Genomic DNA, 19,150 nt, shown 5'->3' with positions numbered 1-19,150 from the left:
CTCTCCAGGTAACTACAGCTCGGTGGGCAAGCGCCAGAACGCTCGGTCTGCACCGTTCACGACGCTGTCCACTCGGCGTTCGATATCGCGCATCGCTGGATGATCGGAATAAAAAACCGCTCCGGTCTCAATCCCCGCATCGCGATATCGTTGAACACGCTGTTGCACCGATTCCATTTCCGCAATCCTTGGCAGGACCCCAAGCCAAATTGCGGAGCCGAATGCAGCAACGCTGAACAAAAGCCATCGACCGTTGCGATTCGCACTCATTTATAGAGCAACTCCATGGCGTTGGGATAGAGTTTGGTAAAGACAAACCAAGCCATCAAAAAGGAGAGTGTTAGATTGAAAGCTTGCCCAACGACGTACAGAACAACAGGCTTCCCCGAAGCTAGCATGTGTTTGTATTCGCGGAAGTTGCTTTCTAAACCGATGCTCACAAACGCGAGGCAGAATAGCCATTCGCGAATGGATTTGGTCGCACCATCCACGATGCTGCTAACCATCATCTTTCCTTCGATTCCGTATGTCTGCACATAGGAAAGAATCAGTGACACACCGAGAAATCCCAACGTGAAACGAGGAAACCGTCTCCAAATTTCGGATACCTGGGGGCGTTTGCTCGTCGCATCCCGTTCGACGAACGAGACCCAGTAAAGAGCCACCCCAAAAGCGATCACGCCGATCAGGATGTTCTGGATCATTTTCACCGTGGCAGCGACGTCTTTCGCTTTGTCTCCCACCAATTCTCCAGCGGCTGCGACAGCTCCGGTCGAATCGATCGTTCCGCCGATCCAAGCTCCGCCGATGATCTCCCCCATCCCGCTCCATGCGACGATGTAAGGCTGGACGACAATCATGATAACCGTAAAGATCAACGACAATCCAATAGCCAGAGAGAGCTCCTCTTTTTTGGCTTTGCAAGCGGCAGCGGTCGCGACCGCTGCGGAGACTCCACAAACCGACATGTCTGCGGAAATGACCATATTGAGAGACTTGGACGGAATCTTCAAAACGTATTGACCAAACAAATAAGTGGAGATCAACACGACGGGCGTGACGACCCATGAAATGAGAATACCGGGTAAACCAAGTGCCAGCAGCTTGTTGAATAAAACCTCCGCGCCGAGCAAAACCAATCCCGTCTTGATGTAAAGTTCCGTTCGCGCACCGGGTTCCAACCAACTCGGCAATCCGGTCGTGTTGCTAACGAGCAACCCGAGGAGCAGAGCCCACAGAGCATATTCCAAGTTGTAGGCTTTGATGACGTCCTGCCCGGCGAGAACATACGATAGGGTCGCCATGAGAAAGACACACGCAAAAGCAATTCCAAAACGGATCGCCGACTTGCCCATAATCCGCACAGCGAACATCAACACCACCATCAAGACAACAAATGTGATGGCGAGTCCAAAGTAAATCGGAACTCCCTTCTTTTGAAAGGCGTCCAGCGGATTCGATTTCCAATCCCCCGGTCGGACCAGCCAGTTCTTGAACGGCATCGGCGCCAGCTTCGACTCGATCGCTTTGGCCTCATTCTCCAAGGCTTTTTTCTCGTCCTGATACGACTCCGAAGATGCGTCCAACTTCGCAATACGCTGCTTCACCATGGTCGATTGGGCGACCAACTCGGGATAGTTCTCAGGACGCATCATCCATGACCACAGCCCAACCGATCCTATGATGAAGATCGCGATGAAGATGGTGAGGTAATCCTCGATCCGATACCAAGGGCGACGCTCTGCGTTCGCATGCACGACAGGCTCGCTCGATATCTCCGCAGTCATGTCCAAGTTCCCTGAGAGGTAGGCAAATAAAAAAACCGCTCGCGGAATCGTTCCGCGAGCGGCTCATTATCTTAACACATCGATGTCCCGTTAGGACCTTCGATCACGCTTTCACTGGGATCGATCAAGGCTGAATCGGAAGCCCGGGCAGACTCACACCTCCAGGCAGACCCGAGTTACCTGGGCCTGCGGATGCCGACTTGGGCTGGATGAGATCTTTGAAGGCAACTCGCAATCGGTCGTAATCCCCTTCACCAATCACATAGTACCAGTCGGCGAACCGTCGATTCAGTTCGTTCACTTTCGCTCGGGCTGCGTTCAGTTTCTCATCGCGTTGCTCAATCTTTCGAGTGTTCTCTTTGGTGATCCGTTCGCGAGCGGCTTCCAATCGTTCCTTCCATTCTTCTTCCGTAATCTCCTGCGAAGCGGGCATTGCCACCGCAGGCTTGTCAGCCGCAGGAGCGGGATCGGAAGCGGGAGTCTCTGCAGGCTTTGACGCTTCCTCAGGAGCTTTAGCTGGCTCCTGAGCGCCAGCACCATCCTGGTTGGTGGCGACCAACTTTCCAATTGGCAAAGCTACAGACGCTTGATCTTCCTTCGGTTCATCCGTCGGTTTCGGTTCGCTGGCGGGTTCTGCAGCAGGTGCATCTGTCGCCGGTTTCTCCGAAGGTGCATCGGCTGGTTTAGGCTCTGTCGCAGGTTCAGGGTCTGGGCTGGCTGCTGGGTCGGTAGAGGGTGCTGGGTCGGTAGAAGGAGCTGGGGCGGGCTCACCGGTTCCAAGTGCGGGAACGGTCGGAGCGGCATTCAGCGCCCCGGCGGCCTCCTTTAAAGCCTCCATCGACTTGAGTTCCTCGACCGTCTCGGGAACTTTTTCCAAAGTGGGTTGCGGAAACTTCGACTCATCCAACCGCGCGCTAACGAGTAGGAATCGGTTGATCGAAACCGAATCTTCCTTCCCTTCTTCGGTTGCTGCATTGATGTCGGCGCTTGCGGAGCCTCCGAATCGGAGCAAGTACTGAACGCCATCGTTCAATGTGACTTGCAACTCACCGCTCTTCGAATAGAAATCGACCACGGAGCCGTCTTTTTGATTGGGGTTGGGATAGAATCCTCGACGGGCCAACGATGTGATGGCTTCGTTGCTTAGGACTGATTTATCCCCTTTCAAGTCGGCTGCGAGCCCCGATGGCTTCTTGGTCACATCCGCGATCTTCAAATTATCGAGGGTGTTTTTGATTTCGTTGAGCTTTACCGTATTGAGTTGCTCTTCAGGACCGATCACCTTCTCCGCAGGGCTTCCTGCGTCGAAGGAGGTAATGCGATTGGCCAACCATTGATTGGCTGTACTGGAGAAGGTCAAATCGGCTTCATAATTTCGGCTGAGCACCATACCTTGCTCGGTCGGAACGATTTGGTAATCGCGTACTCCGAGGGTCTCGATGTCATTGCTGCTCAGCTTGAGCAGATCGGGTTCGATCCATGACTTGAATTCCGTCGTCAGTGGGGCGGGATCCAATTCGCAGACATAGATCAAATCCTCGGCAGGAACACGGACGAATCGTTTGTTGCCATCGACATCTTTACCGATAATCAAATCCGCGAGGATCTCTCCCTTTTCGTCGCGCAACTGAACAAGCATACCAACCCCTTCGCCACCTTCGGCTTCCTTTTGCTTGTTCGGCTCAACCACTCCAAAAAGGACTTGGTCGGCCCGCTTCTCGCTTGCGACGTCGAGGACCTTCAATCCGATGAACAGCGTCGCCGCGTCCGCCATCTGCTTCGAAGCGTCGGCGGGATAGCTTTCATGCGAAGGGATGGTCCAAAGTCCCGACTTGCGGTCCTTCGAAACTTCGAATTCGTCGAATTGCTCCTTGGCATTGTCGTACTTCAATATCTTTAGCGACGCCGCCGTGAGAGGATCCGTGAACTTCTCAAAGAGGGTCACGCCGATTCGGCTGCTCGCGGTGGAGACATCGGTGGTCACTCGGTTACCCGTCACCCAAGCGAGCAGGGTAACGGCGCCTGCGATCAAGGCAAATACTGCAGTTTTGCGTCCTTCAGTCACTTTGGTTCTCTCCCTTGAAGCTACTTGAGTCGGTTCTTCGAAATACCTTCTCGTTCTCGCAATCGACGCGAGACGAGAACGACAATGCCAACAACAAGTGGCGGAATGGGCGGCACAAACACGGCCAACAATTTGTAGTAATTCTGGATCTTTGCGATCGCATCATCCGCCTCGCGGCGTGCATTGCGGATGCCTTGATCGCGTTCTCGCTGCAATCGATCTTTCTCCACACGGAATCGTTTCACCGTGTTTTGTTGTTTGATCGCAGCCTGCTGACGCAATCGTTCCAAGTCCGCGAATTGCGACGCATCGATACTGCCATCGGATGCCAGTTTGTCGATTCTCTCTTTGAACTCACGTTCGGATTTCGCATTCTCATCCTCGGCCTTTGCAATCGCCTCGGTAAAGTTCTTGCTGAATTCCGCACGCTTGGAAGCCTCGATCTGCCGGGCCTTCTCGGCCTGGGCCTCCACCAGCTTGAGAGTGCTAAATGTTGGAATATGTCGACGCACCTGAGGATACTTGGTCTCACCAGCAAGCACATCGATCGCATTGAGAACAAATGTGATGTTTTGGAACTGGAATTTGATATCTTCCAGCATCTGCGGTCGGTTTCGAATGTCGACGAACGTCCGGGTCAAGCAATCGACGTCAGCAACATACACGGCTTTGATCGAGCGGGTCTCGGCGGCGGGCTGCGCCGTCTCGTCCCCTTCTTTCTTCGCCGTCGCCGTCGCCTCGCTGGCTCCGCTGGCTTTGCCTTCGATCCAAGCCGCCAACACTTGCGCGCCTGTGCTTTCCCCCAAGCGCAGTTTGGTCTCGGTAGCTCGGGAAAGTCCGGAACGCTCGATACTATTGAGATCCTGCTGGGTGATCGTTCCGGCCTTCAATCCGGTTTGTACCAATGGCGTGACCACGACGCTCGATTCCGACTCGGGTAACGGTCGAATGACTCCCGAGTAAAGGAACATAAGCTCAGTCAGATCTTTGCTGATCTCACTGTTGCTGTTGAACGCGCCGTCCGCACCCGGGGCTTCTTCGCGAGCAAAGATCCAAAGGTCGCTAGCCTCGGAAGTTTCTGCGAGGACGGGGTAAGGGTTGTACTCCTGCCAGCAAAGATCGGGGGCGAGCAAGCCCATCGCTCCAGGTCGTCCGGGGATCTCAAGCCCCAGTTCTCGCCAAAGCGGACGCATATCGCCCTTGGGTTGAGCACCGCCGCCACCGAGCATCGCCATCGGTCCACCAGCTTGTTTCGGATCGCCCGTTCCAATGATCGGTTCCAACGCGACTACGGGGTCTTCAAAGATCGCCGTCGGCAGTCCTGACTTCAACGCATCGATGAAGTTCGTCATTTCCTCGGGGGAAAGGGACGATGGTTGCACGGCGAGCAGAACATCCAACTTTTCGATATCGATGGGCGATGCTGCGTTCACCGAAACAATCTCATATTGCTTAGCTAGTTCATCGATGATGGGCTGTTGTGGCATCGACTGCATGCTTCGCATATCGAACCCACCCATCATCTTGGCTTCGGTACTGAGTACCCCCAGCTTCTTTCGGGCCGGTTTCGAAACGGTGGTCAAGGAACGGACCAGTTCGTATTCGACAGGGACCCCCGGTTCGAAGAAGGGAATGACCACTTTCTGCAATCCGCTTCGGAAGGCGGCCCCCAACATGATCGGCTGATCCGAGTAGGCTCCTCGCTCTCGAACTCGGATCGTTTGTGGAACGATTCCATATTGCTGCTCCGCTTGCTTCTCTTCTTCGCTGGAAGGCTGCACGGAGTCGTAAATGCGAAGCTGCATGGTGACATCCGCCGCCTGCGCGGCCGATTTGAACTCTTTCAGCAGAGAGATCACCTGGTACTTGATTTTCGCGTATTCCTCCGGCACATCTGCCGACAGGTAGGCATCGACCACAATCTCGCGGTCGCTGCCGAGCGATGCGATCAACTCTTCGGTAACGGGAGAGATGGAACTAACCTTCATCTCGGTCGCATCGATTCGGCGATCGTTGTTCTGGAACAACATCGTTCCGGCGATCACGATCACGGCGATAGCCACAAGCCGGAAGAGATAATGTCCAAGCCTCTGGTTTCCATCGCGTCCGCCACTCCAATGTCGCTTGCCAATCAAGATCATGCAGAGATAGAGTCCAAAGGCTGCGACGAGGACAAAGTACGAGACGCTTGAAAGACTCAGAACACCTCGGCCGAAATCGTCGAATCGCTCCGGAACACTAAAGTTCTTGATCTCTCTAGCAATGGAGCGATCCGCAATCGTGTCCGCTTTGAACGCGAACGCCAAAGGTGCATTGAACAGCGCTCCAAGAATAAACCCGACGGTCAGATTGTTGGTGAGGAACGATGCGACCATGCCGATCGCGATCATCGCTAATCCGATGAACCAATAACCAATGTAGTTGGTGAAGAATAACCCGGTATCGATTTCACCCTGCGTTAGAAACGAGAGAACGATAAACGTTGAGAACTGGGAGAAGAGAAGCGAAACCGAATAGATCGCCGCCGCCGCGACGTATTTCCCGATGACGATATCAAAGTCGTCAGCCGGGAGCGTCAGGAGCAGCTCGTCGGTTCCCTGTCGGCGCTCTTCCGCCCAAATGCTCATCGTGATCGCAGGGATAAAGAAGAGCATGATGTACGTAAACCACTTGTTGAGCTGGCCGAGCGTTCCCAAGTTGGAACTAAAGAACTCGTGGGGCCAAAACGCCGCCATGCTCGTCAGCAAAACGAACAAGCAAAGAAAGACATAACCGGTTGGGTTCGAAAAATATCCGTAGAAGTTTCTTTTGAGTACCGCGTATCCAACGCGACGCGTCATCGCCAGGGCCATGACGATCGCCAGGATGACTCCGAGAAACACAAGGTCTAAGACGAGGAGTTTGATCAGAGCAGTCAGAACGTATGTAAGTGTCACAGCAATCGATCCTACTGGTAATGTGTCATCTTTCACGGATCGATGTCGCGAGTCGGCCCTCTTGGACGAGGCGTGGCGAACATCGACGTCATTGGGAAGCTAGTGCGCCGTGCCGATTTGGACAGCACAGCAGGGGGGCTAAGCAGCCGCCCCGGTCAACTTGTGGAAGGCCTCTGCGAGATCACCCTTGATCTCCTTGAGTTCCGCCACGCTCCCCTCGAAAACCTTTCGTCCTTCGTTGATCATGATGACCCGGGACGCCATCGCCTCGACTTCTTGCAGAATGTGGGTCGAGAGCAAGATGGTTTTGGTTTCCCCAAGCTTTCGCATCGTATTTCGAACTTCGCGAATTTGGTTCGGATCCAACCCCGCGGTCGGCTCGTCGAGAATGAGAACATCGGGCTCATGCAACAACGCTTGCGCCATGCCGACGCGTTGCCGAAACCCTTTGGAGAGTTTGCTAATCGCCTTGTGCACCACCGACTTCAAGTCGCACAGTTCGATCACGGCCTCGACCCGCGTCTTTTTGTAATCCGCCGCCAACCCGCGGGCATCCGCAAAAAAGTTTAGCAGGCTAAACGGAGTCATGTCCGGGTAGAGAGGGCCGTTTTCAGGCAGGTACCCCAATCGCTTGGAACCCGCGATCCGATCGCGAAACATATCGTGGCCGGCGATCCGAGCGACCCCTTCGCTGGGAGCCAAATATCCGGTGAGCATTTTCATGGTGGTACTTTTTCCCGCCCCGTTGGGGCCCAGGAATGCCACTAACTCGCCTTGGTTTACTTTAAAAGAGATACCCCGCGCCGCGGCGAATGGACCGTAGAACTTGGACAATCCATCGGCCTCGATCATGGGCACTGCACTGGTCGTCATTTCCGTCATAAGGTTTCCGTTTGGCTAGAATCACCTAAAAAGCACGGCGAGGCAGTATATCGAGAATAAATTCCTCAACAATGTCACTCGCCTCGGCCGGTACGTTTTGCCCAGGCTGCCGGTTCGACGGGAGCGGAGATTATCGGGCGGTTTGATTCTTGACGGTGGCCTGCTGGAGCAGGGCGGCTGCGAAACCGACGTCGTCCAAGCGTTCGCGAGCGTGGTTCATCATGGTTTGGTATTCCCCCGACAACTCCGCCAGTTCGATCAGGGAAGGGGCGATCCCATAAGGCCTCATACCGCGGGGCATTCGCTTGATGAGAAACTGCATCGCCTCGCCGGGGCGTCCGATGCGGGTCAAAAGGTCGGCATAGGTCTCAATGGCGACCGTTCCGTGCTCCTGCGGATCCAAGCTTTCGGCCTTCTGCAAAAACATCCGGACGGCCCCCTCCAACTGCTCTCCCAGCAACGCCTTGAACAACGCGATCGACATGGGATACAGATCCGCAAAGGGCTCATCGCTGGGATATTGATACTGCGCGTGCAATTGACGGCCATATTGGGCGATGTCGAGCGCGAGCCTCAACGATTTTTCGTCGTCCAAAATCCGGGCGAAACGGATCGTCGATGCCAAGTGGGTCGTATCGAGGTGGTACGTCCCGTCCTTGAGAAGCCCTGGTCGGCTGACGAGTAGTTTCTCCAGACTCAACTCCCTGGCATCGGGATGGTCGGCTGTCCAATTCTCCCGACGCTGCAAGTCGGCTCGAACGCTTTCCAGCAGTTCTTGATGAACATGCTCCACCAATACTCCCACCGCCGCTTGCTGATCGGCTCGCCCTCGCATGGCAATGATGCTATCCATCATGGTGATCGTGTTGCATGTCCCACGCATCGATAAGGAAAGCAGTGTCCCTCGCCTGACGTCCACCCCTTCCTGCACCAATAGGGCGAGGAGCATATCCAAGTTCTCTTGGGTGGCATCGACGCTCTCGAGCGCCTCGGCTGCGGCCTCGCGATCTCCCACCGCTCGCATGTACATCCAGCCTTCCTGCAAAGCTCCTTGCCGCAGCAGCGCAGCGCCGACTTCTTTACAGGACTCGATCAATCGCTTGTCGAGCTGGTCTTGAACCGGGTCGCCAAGCAGATTGGTGTTGGATCCGTTCCCGGTTGGATCGGTCTGTACTGCAGGGAGCCCCAACTCCACCCGATGGTACATCTTCAATGCTTCAAAAAGCTCTGGATAACGCTTTTGTTGCCTCATTTCTTCGACCAAACGTTTCGCCGTCGCAACAGGGCCCGATTCGGTATGGAGCTTCTGAAGTTGCTCAAAAAAATTTGCGTTCAAGGGTGGTCTCGATGGGGAAGGGTATCGATCGGGGGGGAGGGAATTCGAGCTTAGAAACCGCGCTGAAGTCCGGTGGTCACGGGAAGGTTAAACATGAGGTTCAAGTTTTGGATGGCGGCACCGCTACCACCTTTCACCAGGTTGTCCAAGGCCGATAGGATGGTGATTCGGGAACCGTTCTCCCGAACCGCGATATCGACGCAATTCGTGCGTGTGACGTATCGCGTGGCCGGCAGGTGTGAGATCACTCGCACGAACGGCGATTCGTGGTAATAGGCCAGCAAACATTCTCGTATCTGGTTGGTGGAAACGGTCCCGGTCGGTTTGACATAGGACGTAACCATCACCCCTCGTTCCATGGGAACAACATGCGGGGTGAACGATAAATGGATCTCTTTTCCACTGAAGCGTTTGACGATGTCGGTGATTTCAGGCTGATGACGCGAGCTGCCGATCGCATGTACAGAAACGCTCTCGGCGGCCTCGCAGTAGAGCCCCTCTTTCCTCAAGGCCCTTCCCTCGCTGCTCACACTCGATTTGCAATCGATGATGATGTCATCGCATTCGATCAACCCCTCTTTCACCAAGGGCGCTAGCGGGAGAATGGACGCAGTTCCGACACATCCAGGGTTGGCGATCAAGTTCGCGTTGGGAATGGCATCCCCGAAAAGCTCGGGCAGGCCATAAGGGGTCGTTCCGAGTTTCAAAGGATCAGGGTGCTTCTCGCCATACCACTTTTCGTACAAAGCAGGGCAACTCAGTCGGAAATCGGCAGAAAGGTCGATCACCCTGCAACCCGCATTCAATAGATCCACCGATCGCCTGGCTGAAGCACCATGTGGCAAACAAGTCAACACGACATCGCACTTGGCCGCCAACTGTTCCGGGCTAGCGTCCTCCAACGGGAGCCGAATACGTCCCATGAGATGGGGGTAAAGATCGCCAAGCATGTATCCATTCGGATGCCGGCTGGTGACTGCTGTGATCTGCACTTGAGGATGTCCTAGCAACCACTCGATCGCTTCGAGCCCTGTATAGCCGGATGCACCAACGATGCCAACTCGAATCAACATTGCAAAGGTCCCTCTCCTCGTTCCTGGGCGCACTCGGATGCTTGGGCGAAAGCCGCAGTCACCCGTTATTCTCCGTCGAGATTTTCGATAAGTTTTACCTTTTATGCGGAGGGTAAGGGAGCCCAGAAAACTGGACTTTCGACTTCGAGTCTCTCCGGTACATTGGCTTGCATGGCAGAATTGAACCCCCCCCAGCAGAGCGCGGTCGATACTCTTTCCGGTCCCTTGCTGGTGCTCGCAGGTGCTGGGACAGGGAAGACTCGGGTCGTTACGTTCCGAATCGCAAACTTGATTCGACACGGGACACGGGCCGATCGGATTTTGGCGGTGACCTTTACCAACAAAGCGTCGCAGGAAATGCACGAACGCGTTTCCCATCAGCTGAAGATTCCAAAACGAGTCCGACGCGGCCAACCCGCTCCCCAGCGCCCCGTCATCGGGACTTTTCATTCGCACTGCGTCCAAATTCTCAAACGGCACGCGAAAGAGCTAGGCTACCCAGAGAAGTTTACGATCTATGACCGAAGCGACGCCGAAAGCGTGGCGCGCACGGTCCTTCGCGAAATCAAAGTCCACGAGGATATGCTCAAGCCGAGCGACTTTCTCAACATCGTTAGCAATTGGAAGAATATCGGGGTGCGCCCCGACCAAGCCAACTCGGCGGCGATCACCGACAAAGAGCACATGGCTGCCAGCGGTTACAAACGCTACCAACGCGCTCTCAAACTCCAAGCCGCATTCGATTTTGACGACCTTCTGGTGTGCGCTGAACAATTGCTCACCGAAAACGATCGCGTCCGCCGGGAAGAAGCCAGCCGATACGACCACATCCTGGTCGACGAATACCAAGACACAAACGGTACTCAATACCGCATCATCCGTTCCCTCGCAATCGACCACCGTAATTTGTGTGTGGTGGGTGACGACGACCAATCGATCTACGGTTGGCGAGGTGCTGAAGTGCGCCACATCCTTAACTTTAAAAACGATTGGCCCGAAGCGACCGTCGTTCGCTTGGAAGACAACTACCGATCGACCGATGCCATTTTGCAAATGGCCAATCGATTGATCGTCTTCAATGCCCATCGCCACGACAAGACATTGCGCGCGGCTCGCCCTAACGGACAACAACCTCGCATCCTTCAGTTCCCGAGCGAAGCCGAAGAAGCAAAAGGTGTCGTCGAGGAAATCGCAGGACGCCTTAGGAACGATCCCATGGTCGAAGCTGGGGACTTTGCGATTCTGTTTCGAACGAACGAACAGCCTCGCCCATTTGAAATGGAACTGAGGCGTTGCAAACTCCCCTATGTCATCACCGGTAGCCAGTCCTTCTTCGATCGAAAGGAAGTTCGGGATCTGATCTCCTACCTGCGATGGATCGATTCCCCCGACGACGAACTGGCACTGCTCCGAGTCATCAATGTCCCTCCGCGCGGAATGGGAGCCACCAGCGTCGACAAGCTCCTCAAACGAGCAGTCGCAGAATCCTCCAGCGTTTGGAAAGTGATGCAGGAGCGAGGTATGGTCGCATCCCTCCCCGCACCCGCGCAAGGGGGCGTCGCAAAGCTAAAGGCGTTGCAGTCCGATTTTCACTCCCGTCTTCAAGCCTTCGAAGCCTCCGCACGCAACGAGGACGATTCTGCAAGCTCGACGAAACCAGCCCCAGAGGGGACCACGAAGTCCACGCTTGGAAAGGAATCGCTGTCCCGCATCGTTTCCGATTTGATCGATGCGATCAAATACCGAGAAGAAGTCGAACGTCTCTACCCCGATCCCGATGACTGCAACATGCGACTCGGCTCTATCGAAGAAGTGATCAATGCGGTCGCAGAATACGAACAAGAGACCGACACACCCACGATCCATGACTTCCTTTCCTCTGTAACGCTCGCCGGGCGAGAGTTCGGCTCTCCCAAGGAAAAAGAGAAACAGATGAGTCGCAATGCGATCTCCCTTATGACCTACCACAGCTCCAAAGGACTTGAATTTCCCATCGTCTATATGGTCGGGATGGAAGAAGGAATTTTGCCGCATCGAAAATCCATTGTCACCGATGCAGATGCGGTCGATGAAGAACGCCGACTTTGTTACGTCGGCGTCACGCGGGCTCAAGACGAACTCTCGCTTTCGCTACCGATGTCCCGATTCAAGTGGGGGAAAGCGCGTCCTACATTTCCAAGTCGGTTTCTCTACGAGGTGACCGGGCAAGCGGACAATCCGAACAGGATGAAGGCGATCCGGGGCGCTGCCGACGAAGCAAAGAAAGCGGCAAGTGGGAAGAAGTAGCCCAACGCGCGATGGGTGCAGGTGGCTGACCCGCAGCCACCTGCTTTTCCATCGTCATCCATTGATCGAGATCTATTTGATGTCGATATCGAACTGAGTGCCAGCAGCTGGAACCGAGCATTTGAGCTCGGAGTTTTTGTTGTACTTCGCTGGGATCGGCTCCTTATTCTTTTCGGCTGCTTTGTATTGCGACATGTTGTTGCCGTGCGCCTGGCTCATGTACGCAGGGTCATCAGAACTTGCGGGTGCAACCGGGGCCGTTTCCACAGGCGCATCCATGATCGTGGTGACAACAACTTTGTGGTCGCCGATCATCGCCCCCTTTCTTCCTGCCGACCAAATCTCGAACTCACCATTCGCATCGGTGCGGCTAGTTCCAGCAGGTCCTCCTCCCACAGGCTCAAACACCACCAAACCTTTCTCGTAGGGCTTGCCATACATCATGACCTTCCCTTTGACCGGGGCGAGCGATGGCCCGGAGTCCCCGCATCCGACGATCGATGCCCCCAACGACAGAACCAAACCCAATACCAAAGTGAAACGCATGATTATCCCCTGAAAAGCTGTAATAAAAAGAAAAACGAACGGCACACGGGGTACCGCTCGTCTCGTTGTTTTACCGTCAAGCGACAGTCGCTGCACTAGTCTTGAAGCGAAGCGGTTTCACCACCAGCTCGACTACCGAGGGCACCCCACACTCCGTAAGGAGAAGGACGACTGCCTGGGTTATCGATGTCATCCACAGATTGATTGCCGGTATCGACCGATTGGCTGATGAAACGAACCGAGCCATCCACCATCCCGATCTGACCACCGCCGGTGTGGTAGCTGGAGAGTGCACCCATGTGCTCATTGCCGTCTACACCACCCCAGTGGCAGCTAGGACCGTTGGGAGCCACAATGGTTGTGAACCCGACGAAGTAGGGGCGACCGTCCCAAGCACGACCACCCTGGGGGCGGAAGTCGGCACGAACGTTGCCGGTGATGCGGCGACGGTTCACTGGGTCGATACGAGCCAAGCAAGCGGCTGGATTCCAAGCTTGCATGTCGAGAGCGACACCGCCCAACACGTCGTTGGGTGCACCACCCGCAACGGCTTCACCGAACATAATCGTGTTCGACGTTCCGTCTGGAATTTGTCCAATTGCCAAATAGCGATCGATCTGGAACATACCACGGTTGTCGCGACCGTCTTGAGGACGGAAATGGTTCTGGTGGTAATCGTCACCCAAGCATGCTCGATAGTTCAACAGAGCAGGGCTCTCGCCACGGTTGGTGGGCGGGGTATCGGAAGGGCAAATAAAGGAAGGAATTTGCGCCTTCCAGTTTGCGTTCTCCCAAGCATTGTTGGCAGTGCTCCAAGGGGTTGGGAGCCCCGGTCCACCCGGTCGAGCCTGAGCCATCATGTTTTGATACAGGCTGTTTTGCTCGATGAAAGGCAAAACGGAGATGGTCCAAGCGTAAGGCCAACCCGCGCCTGCACCCATTCCAGGTGCCGCATTGCCTACACCGGAATGCCCAAGGGCTGGCAATTTCTTGAACGCAGACTCGTAGTTCAGTGCCGCCAAGCCCATTTGCTTGAGGTTATTGGAACACTGCATACGGCGTGCCGCTTCGCGGGCCGCCTGGACTGCTGGTAACAGCAATCCGACCAGAATGCCGATGATGGCAATCACCACCAACAGCTCGACGAGGGTGAACCCTCGTTGCCGAAGAGACCTTTTCATAAAAAAATCCTCGAATATGGAAAGGAAAGATAGAAACAATGAATGGATTCTATCACGACGCGAAAAATGGCGTAAAGGGATTTAGTACCCCGTACTCAAGATTCCAGCGAATTTTTGCCCTCGATCCGTGCCTGAACAATGCCGCCTTTCGGTCGCCAAGGCGTCTTATCGGCTCCCCCCTCCCTGCTCCAACAGAAGATGCTGATCCGCTTTTCGGGCCGCAAATGTCTCCGTCGCACCTCCGGGCCACCGTACGGAAACTTCATCGACTTCTTCCAATCTTCCCAGACCGAACTGAAGCCTCGATCCGAAGTGGCTCTGGTACCCCCGCCCGGAATGGACCTCGGACACTTGGGTTTTCCCCCCTGCCTTGACCGACACCCTCGCTCCGATGGCATCTCGATTGCCGTCTTTGCCTCGCAAACTGATTTGGAGCCAGTGGTTCTTCAACGGGGTATCGTTTCGCAATAAGGAAGGTGGGGCATTGGAATTCAAAATGACGACATCGATATCTCCATCGTTGTCCAAATCATCGAATCCGGCCGCGCGGCTGCTCTCGACGATTTCCATCCCATTTCCGGACTCTCGCGATACATCAACAAATCGACCTTGGCCGTTGTTTCTCAACAAGCTGTTCGGCAGTTTCAGAGACGTTCGATCGTCCATGAGCTCGACTCGGTCGAAGTGGCCATTGGCGATGAAGATGTCGAGAAAGCTATCGTTGTCGAAGTCGACAAATCCTGTCCCCCAATTGACATGCGGATAGAGGGACGTCGGTACTTGAGCCTTGCGCGTGGCATCTTCAAAAATCCCACCTCCCAAGTTCCGATAGAGAACGGGCATCTCCGATTGGTAGTTGGTCAGAAACAGATCCAACTTCCCATCCCCATCAAAGTCGGCGCAGTCCACTCCCATGCTCCCATTGATCTTCCCCTCGTAGTTGCTCGCCACCCCCGACAGGAGTCCACTCTCTTCAAACCGGCCGGTTCCATCATTGACGTACAGCAAATTCGGCGATCCATCCTGGGCGACGAAAATGTCGGTATCACCATCGTCATCGAAGTCCGCTGCCACAACCCCCATACCCGGGCCCAGCACACTCCCTACTCCCGATCGCTGGCTCTGATCTTCAAACGTTCCATCCCCCCGATTCCGAAAGTAGTGATCGGGATTCTTCTCGTAGTACTGCGGACCCGCCATCAAGTATTGGCCTTTGGACAAAACGGGAACGTGGTTCTCGTACGTGAACTCCACATAACTCGCGACAAACAAATCGAGAAGTCCATCGCCGTCGCCATCCAAGAAACAAGCCCCTGCACCGACTTCATAACGTCCCTCGACTCCCGCGGAAGCCGTGACGTCGGTAAAGGTCTTGTCTCCGTTGTTTCGAAACAACACGTTCTTCCCAAACTGCGAGATGAAAAGGTCGGGATCTCCATCGTTGTCGTAATCCGCCACGACAGCCCCCAATCCGTAGCCGGTCCGTTTCAGCCCCGACTCTTCGGTCACGTCCTGGAACTGCCAGTTTCCAAGATTTCGATAAAGCCGATGGTGGAGTTGATCGGGCGACTCTTTCGACCCTTTGAGCGGAGCGCCATTGCAAAAGAAGATATCGATCAAGCCGTCTCCATCGTAGTCGAACAGCGCCATACCACCCGTCATGGCTTCGACGATATAGCCGATGCCACTGGCCCCGCTACTATGAACGAAATCGATCCCAGACTCCCGAGTCACATCGGTCAATTGAATGGTGTTCTTCGTTGGCCTAGCAGCCTGCGCTAAACAAAACCGTGCACCGAACATCGCACACAAAAAAACGGTGACCGCTAAAGAGTGTGAACCTCGCAACACCATCTTTTTCTCAGCTCCGTGCATCGCTTGATTACTTTGCATCGTATTACCGTTGATCCGTTTCGTTGCCGGCGAGTTGCTTCGCATACTTTCTCGCTTCCGCTGCCCCGCGTTCGTCTTGAAGTTTGTCGCAGATCGATGCCAGGAAAAGAAATCCTTCGGCGCTGGGAGCCCTTTCAATAGCCTTCTGCGCATACCATCTTGCCTCGACGAGTTTGTTCCCCTCGAGCAAAAACTCCGCGAGTCCGGCGTACGGTTCAATCTTTTGCGGAAACACGGAAACAGCCATCTTCAAGGTGGCTTCCGCGCGTCGCCGATCTCGCTGGGCTGCGTGGACTTTGGCCAGTTCGAGGTAGTCCTGAAATGCTTCACTTCCCAACGAGACGATGCGTTCCCGAACAACACGTTCCTCCTCAAGCTGCTTGGACTGGTAATAGAAGTCGGCCAAGGCTCTCAATGCAGAGAGACTTTCCGGCTCCATGGCCACGCATCGCAAAAGTAGCCGCTCGGATTCGAGGGCATCATTCTTCTTGAAGTAAACCGCGGCTGCTTCGGTAAAAATCGACTTTGCAGTCCTTCGGATCTCCTGATCGCTCAGGACTTGATACCGCTCCTCACCCGATAGGTTGTCTTTCTTTTTCAACTCCGCATAAGTCTCCAGATACTCTTTGGCTTCCGCTCTCTTTCCCTGCCTCAAACAAGCATTCCCAAGTCCAACAAAGAGACTTGCGGTCTCCACGCCCAACTCCTTCGCCTTTCGGAAGCTTCCTTCGGATTCCGAGAGCTTGCCGAGCTCCAACTGCGCCTGCCCCAGCAGTAGCCAATGCGATCCCTCGCTGGGGTGCTTTTTCAACGACTCGACGAGAATGTTACTAGCCTCCTCAAATCCACCCAAACTGGATAAAGCGAGTGCCAAGTGATGGGCCATATCAAAGGAATCGAAACCGAGTGCCAGCCCTTGTCGCAAGGTGTTCAGCGCCAAATCGTAATTGCCTTGCTCCATCGCGATCGAGGCGAGATTGATGTAATGAAGCTCCTGCTTTGGCTCCAATCGTATGCACTCCTGCCACATCGTTTGTGCATCGGAGTAGTGCCGCGTCTGGGCTTTCATCATCCCTACAACATGCAAAGCGTCCGCACTGGCTGGGTATTGAGACTGAAGCCGCGCGGCGACCTCCTCCAACTCTTCCTCCAACGTCTCAAGAGATGTGCGAAGCGGCCGAACAACTAGCTGCACTAGCGGTGAGGGACCGTGAGGTGGCTCCATTCCCTCGCTCGGAGCGGGAGTTGGATTTGTAGTTGGGGATTGGGAGGCTGCGGGAGCAGGTGACGTCGCGATCGAAGATTGGCTTTTTTTGGGCTCCCTGTTATCCAACGTCCCCACCCATTCGGTTAACGCCGCTTGGCGGTCCATCGTGTTACGCAGCAGCGTCAATTGATAAAACGAGAGAGCTCCGGCCGAGATCGCAATCGAGACGGCTAACCAAGGCATCCATTTTTTACTATCCCCCGAAGTCATTTCGCTTTCCATCTGATTTGCGCTTTCGGAACCATTCAAATCACCGAACGTCAGGGTGCACCGAGGTTGTTGGGATCCGGAACGCGAGGATCCCCCGGAGCTAAATCATGGGCTCGCTGAATCAGCTTCTTCATCTCTTCTGAATTACCGCTTTGCCGTGCTGCAACGGCCAACATCAACGTCCACTCCACATTCATCGGCTCCAGGTCGTAAGCCTTTGTTGCAAGTTGCTCAAAGAGCGTTGTATTCCCCCTGACCAACGCCAGCTTGGCTCTCTCCCCATACAAATAGGCGACGTCTGGGAATCGCTTCGTCGCATCCGCAAGCACTTGCTCCGCCAATTCTGGCCTCTGGGCTTGGGTCGCAACACTCGCTAGATTCATGTAATTGAGGATGTTCGTAGGTTGGATATCGAGCAGCTTTTGATGGAGCACAACCGCATCCCCCCACTTGCGATCCGTTCGCAAAATGGAGGAGAGATCCATGTAAATCTCGCCATTGGTGGGCTCTTCCGCCAAGGCTTGCAATAGCCATTTTTCTGCATGCTCCAGCTTCTTGTTGGCCGCGGCGACCGACGATGCGTTTCTCAACAAGGGAACCGCCAAATTACGGAGAACCTCGGCGTACGATTCGGAAAAGGTGGCATCGCTCGCCTGTTTCTCCGAACCTTCGGGCACATCGTTGGACTCCGGCTTTTCCGCCTCCACCGGCAGGACACTCTTTGCCAGATCCTGAGCCTCTTCGGTCTTGCCAACACGATTGAGAATGGTGACCAGTGCATTGACGGTTCCGCGTGAACGATCTCCCAAGTCGACCGCGCGTCGCAGGGAACTTTCCGCCTGCCCGTTCTTCCGCAATTGGCTTTCGATCACCCCCAACTCGTACCACAGCGCAGCAACGTTCGGAAATTTGCGAACTCCCAACTTGGCAATTTCCTCCGCCGAATCGAGGTTCCCGATTTTCGTATAGGCATCAGCAAGTTTTTGGAAGTATTCCGCGGTCGACTTTTCACTCGTGCGAGCTCGCTCCAGAATCTCGATCGCTTCTTCCGTCTTTCCTTGATCGACCAACAATCCCGACAAACCGACCACCGGCCCCATCTCCTCCGCGGACATTTCCAAACATTGACGCCATAACCCTTCGGCCGTTTGCGTTTGCCGAAGCTCTGCATAAATCATCGCCGCAATGTGGAGCGCTGCAGAGTCGCTGGCCATCTCGGTCGTCAACGTTTCGGCGACCTCCGCGAGATACGCTTGAAGCTCTGCTGCCCCCAGCCTGCCTTCTACACCGGCAAAAACGAGGGTTGGTTCCAAGCTCCCCAGGGGATCTGCCCCGTCCAATACAGAACCAATTCCCCCTTTGGCCATTTCGCTTCCTCTACTTGCTCCTCGCTGCTCTCGCAGAAGTCTCTCCATGAGCTCCGGATCGTCTTCGAGTGGATTGAGGAGAACGTAGATCCCAAGCAACAACAAGGATGCGATCAGTGCACAAGCGGTTAACTGGGGCCAACGAATACCCGCCAATTCGGACTTCCAACTGCCCATGGAATCGCGGCCAGGAGTGCCATTCTGTTTCATGCGTGATGCGCCGTGGATGGTTCCGACTTGGTTTCAAACAACTTTCGTAGTTTACGTTAACGAGAAGTCGCCGTCTTGCAATGACGGCCGTTCACCTTTTCCCCCTCATTC

13 protein-coding genes are annotated in these 19,150 nt (G+C 54.8%); 1 reads left to right on the top strand and 12 read right to left on the bottom strand.

Annotation, left to right across the window (positions count from 1 at the left end; all coding sequences use genetic code 11):
* Positions 1-12 precede the first annotated feature (12 nt).
* From SH467x_RS13895 to argC, 7 genes are all read right to left on the bottom strand, one after another.
* Positions 13-270: a hypothetical protein gene (locus SH467x_RS13895; RefSeq protein ID WP_482367709.1), complete on the bottom strand. Its 258-nt coding sequence runs from the start codon at positions 268-270 to the stop codon at positions 13-15.
* Entirely contained in the window at positions 267-1,787 is a 1,521-nt protein-coding gene (locus tag SH467x_RS13890; protein WP_482367708.1) for a YeiH family protein, read from the bottom strand. Before SH467x_RS13890 ends, SH467x_RS13895 begins: the two co-directional genes overlap by 4 nt.
* A 124-nt stretch (positions 1,788-1,911) precedes the next feature.
* Positions 1,912-3,852 carry a DUF4340 domain-containing protein gene (locus SH467x_RS13885; RefSeq protein ID WP_482367707.1) on the bottom strand — a complete coding sequence of 647 codons (1,941 nt, stop codon included), beginning with the start codon at positions 3,850-3,852 and terminating at the stop codon, positions 1,912-1,914.
* Positions 3,853-3,872: 20 nt separating this feature from the next.
* Positions 3,873-6,788: a Gldg family protein gene (locus tag SH467x_RS13880; protein WP_482367706.1), complete on the bottom strand. Its 2,916-nt coding sequence runs from the start codon at positions 6,786-6,788 to the stop codon at positions 3,873-3,875.
* A gap of 138 nt (positions 6,789-6,926) precedes the next feature.
* Positions 6,927-7,670, bottom strand: coding sequence for an ABC transporter ATP-binding protein (locus SH467x_RS13875; RefSeq protein ID WP_482367705.1), 744 nt, complete (start codon positions 7,668-7,670; stop codon positions 6,927-6,929).
* A gap of 130 nt (positions 7,671-7,800) precedes the next feature.
* Positions 7,801-9,006, bottom strand: coding sequence for a hypothetical protein (locus SH467x_RS13870; protein WP_482367704.1), 1,206 nt, complete (start codon positions 9,004-9,006; stop codon positions 7,801-7,803).
* 50 nt (positions 9,007-9,056) lie between these two features.
* Positions 9,057-10,079 (bottom strand): N-acetyl-gamma-glutamyl-phosphate reductase, encoded by a 1,023-nt coding sequence (argC, locus tag SH467x_RS13865; protein WP_482367703.1) that lies wholly within the window; start codon positions 10,077-10,079, stop codon positions 9,057-9,059.
* A gap of 171 nt (positions 10,080-10,250) precedes the next feature.
* Here argC and SH467x_RS13860 point away from each other — a divergent pair, with 171 nt between their 5' ends.
* A complete protein-coding gene (locus SH467x_RS13860; protein ID WP_482367702.1) occupies positions 10,251-12,365 on the top strand; it encodes an ATP-dependent helicase in 2,115 nt (704 codons plus the stop codon).
* Between the two features lie 72 nt (positions 12,366-12,437).
* Here SH467x_RS13860 and SH467x_RS13855 read toward each other — a convergent pair whose 3' ends face one another.
* The 5 genes from SH467x_RS13855 to SH467x_RS13835 form a co-directional block, all read right to left on the bottom strand.
* Positions 12,438-12,911 carry a hypothetical protein gene (locus SH467x_RS13855; RefSeq protein ID WP_482367701.1) on the bottom strand — a complete coding sequence of 158 codons (474 nt, stop codon included), beginning with the start codon at positions 12,909-12,911 and terminating at the stop codon, positions 12,438-12,440.
* Between the two features lie 95 nt (positions 12,912-13,006).
* The gene (locus SH467x_RS13850) at positions 13,007-14,092 is read right to left on the bottom strand and encodes a DUF1559 family PulG-like putative transporter (RefSeq protein ID WP_482367700.1); all 1,086 of its coding nucleotides are present in this window, start codon (positions 14,090-14,092) and stop codon (positions 13,007-13,009) included.
* Between the two features lie 165 nt (positions 14,093-14,257).
* The gene (locus tag SH467x_RS13845) at positions 14,258-15,985 is read right to left on the bottom strand and encodes a CRTAC1 family protein (RefSeq protein WP_482367699.1); all 1,728 of its coding nucleotides are present in this window, start codon (positions 15,983-15,985) and stop codon (positions 14,258-14,260) included.
* A gap of 4 nt (positions 15,986-15,989) precedes the next feature.
* Positions 15,990-17,462 (bottom strand): tetratricopeptide repeat protein, encoded by a 1,473-nt coding sequence (locus SH467x_RS13840; RefSeq protein ID WP_482367698.1) that lies wholly within the window; start codon positions 17,460-17,462, stop codon positions 15,990-15,992.
* Between the two features lie 50 nt (positions 17,463-17,512).
* Entirely contained in the window at positions 17,513-19,039 is a 1,527-nt protein-coding gene (locus tag SH467x_RS13835; protein ID WP_482367697.1) for a tetratricopeptide repeat protein, read from the bottom strand.
* Positions 19,040-19,150 lie beyond the last annotated feature (111 nt).

The organism is Brakhagea slesvicensis (genome assembly GCF_052161625.1).
Taxonomy (GTDB): Bacteria; Planctomycetota; Planctomycetia; order Pirellulales; family Pirellulaceae; genus JBKCUI01.
This window is presented reverse-complemented; position numbering and strand designations above follow the sequence as displayed.

Bases quoted from the DNA above. Each gene is read 5' to 3' on its own strand.
- SH467x_RS13895 (WP_482367709.1), bottom strand. From the start codon at position 270: ATGAGTGCGAATCGCAACGGTCGATGGCTTTTGTTCAGCGTTGCTGCA.
- SH467x_RS13890 (WP_482367708.1), bottom strand. From the start codon at position 1,787: ATGACTGCGGAGATATCGAGCGAGCCTGTCGTGCATGCGAACGCAGAG.
- SH467x_RS13875 (WP_482367705.1), bottom strand. From the start codon at position 7,670: ATGACGGAAATGACGACCAGTGCAGTGCCCATGATCGAGGCCGATGGA.
- argC (WP_482367703.1), bottom strand. From the start codon at position 10,079: ATGTTGATTCGAGTTGGCATCGTTGGTGCATCCGGCTATACAGGGCTC.
- SH467x_RS13860 (WP_482367702.1), top strand. From the start codon at position 10,251: ATGGCAGAATTGAACCCCCCCCAGCAGAGCGCGGTCGATACTCTTTCC.
- SH467x_RS13855 (WP_482367701.1), bottom strand. From the start codon at position 12,911: ATGCGTTTCACTTTGGTATTGGGTTTGGTTCTGTCGTTGGGGGCATCG.
- SH467x_RS13850 (WP_482367700.1), bottom strand. From the start codon at position 14,092: ATGAAAAGGTCTCTTCGGCAACGAGGGTTCACCCTCGTCGAGCTGTTG.
- SH467x_RS13845 (WP_482367699.1), bottom strand. From the start codon at position 15,985: ATGCAAAGTAATCAAGCGATGCACGGAGCTGAGAAAAAGATGGTGTTG.
- SH467x_RS13840 (WP_482367698.1), bottom strand. From the start codon at position 17,462: ATGACTTCGGGGGATAGTAAAAAATGGATGCCTTGGTTAGCCGTCTCG.
- SH467x_RS13835 (WP_482367697.1), bottom strand. From the start codon at position 19,039: ATGAAACAGAATGGCACTCCTGGCCGCGATTCCATGGGCAGTTGGAAG.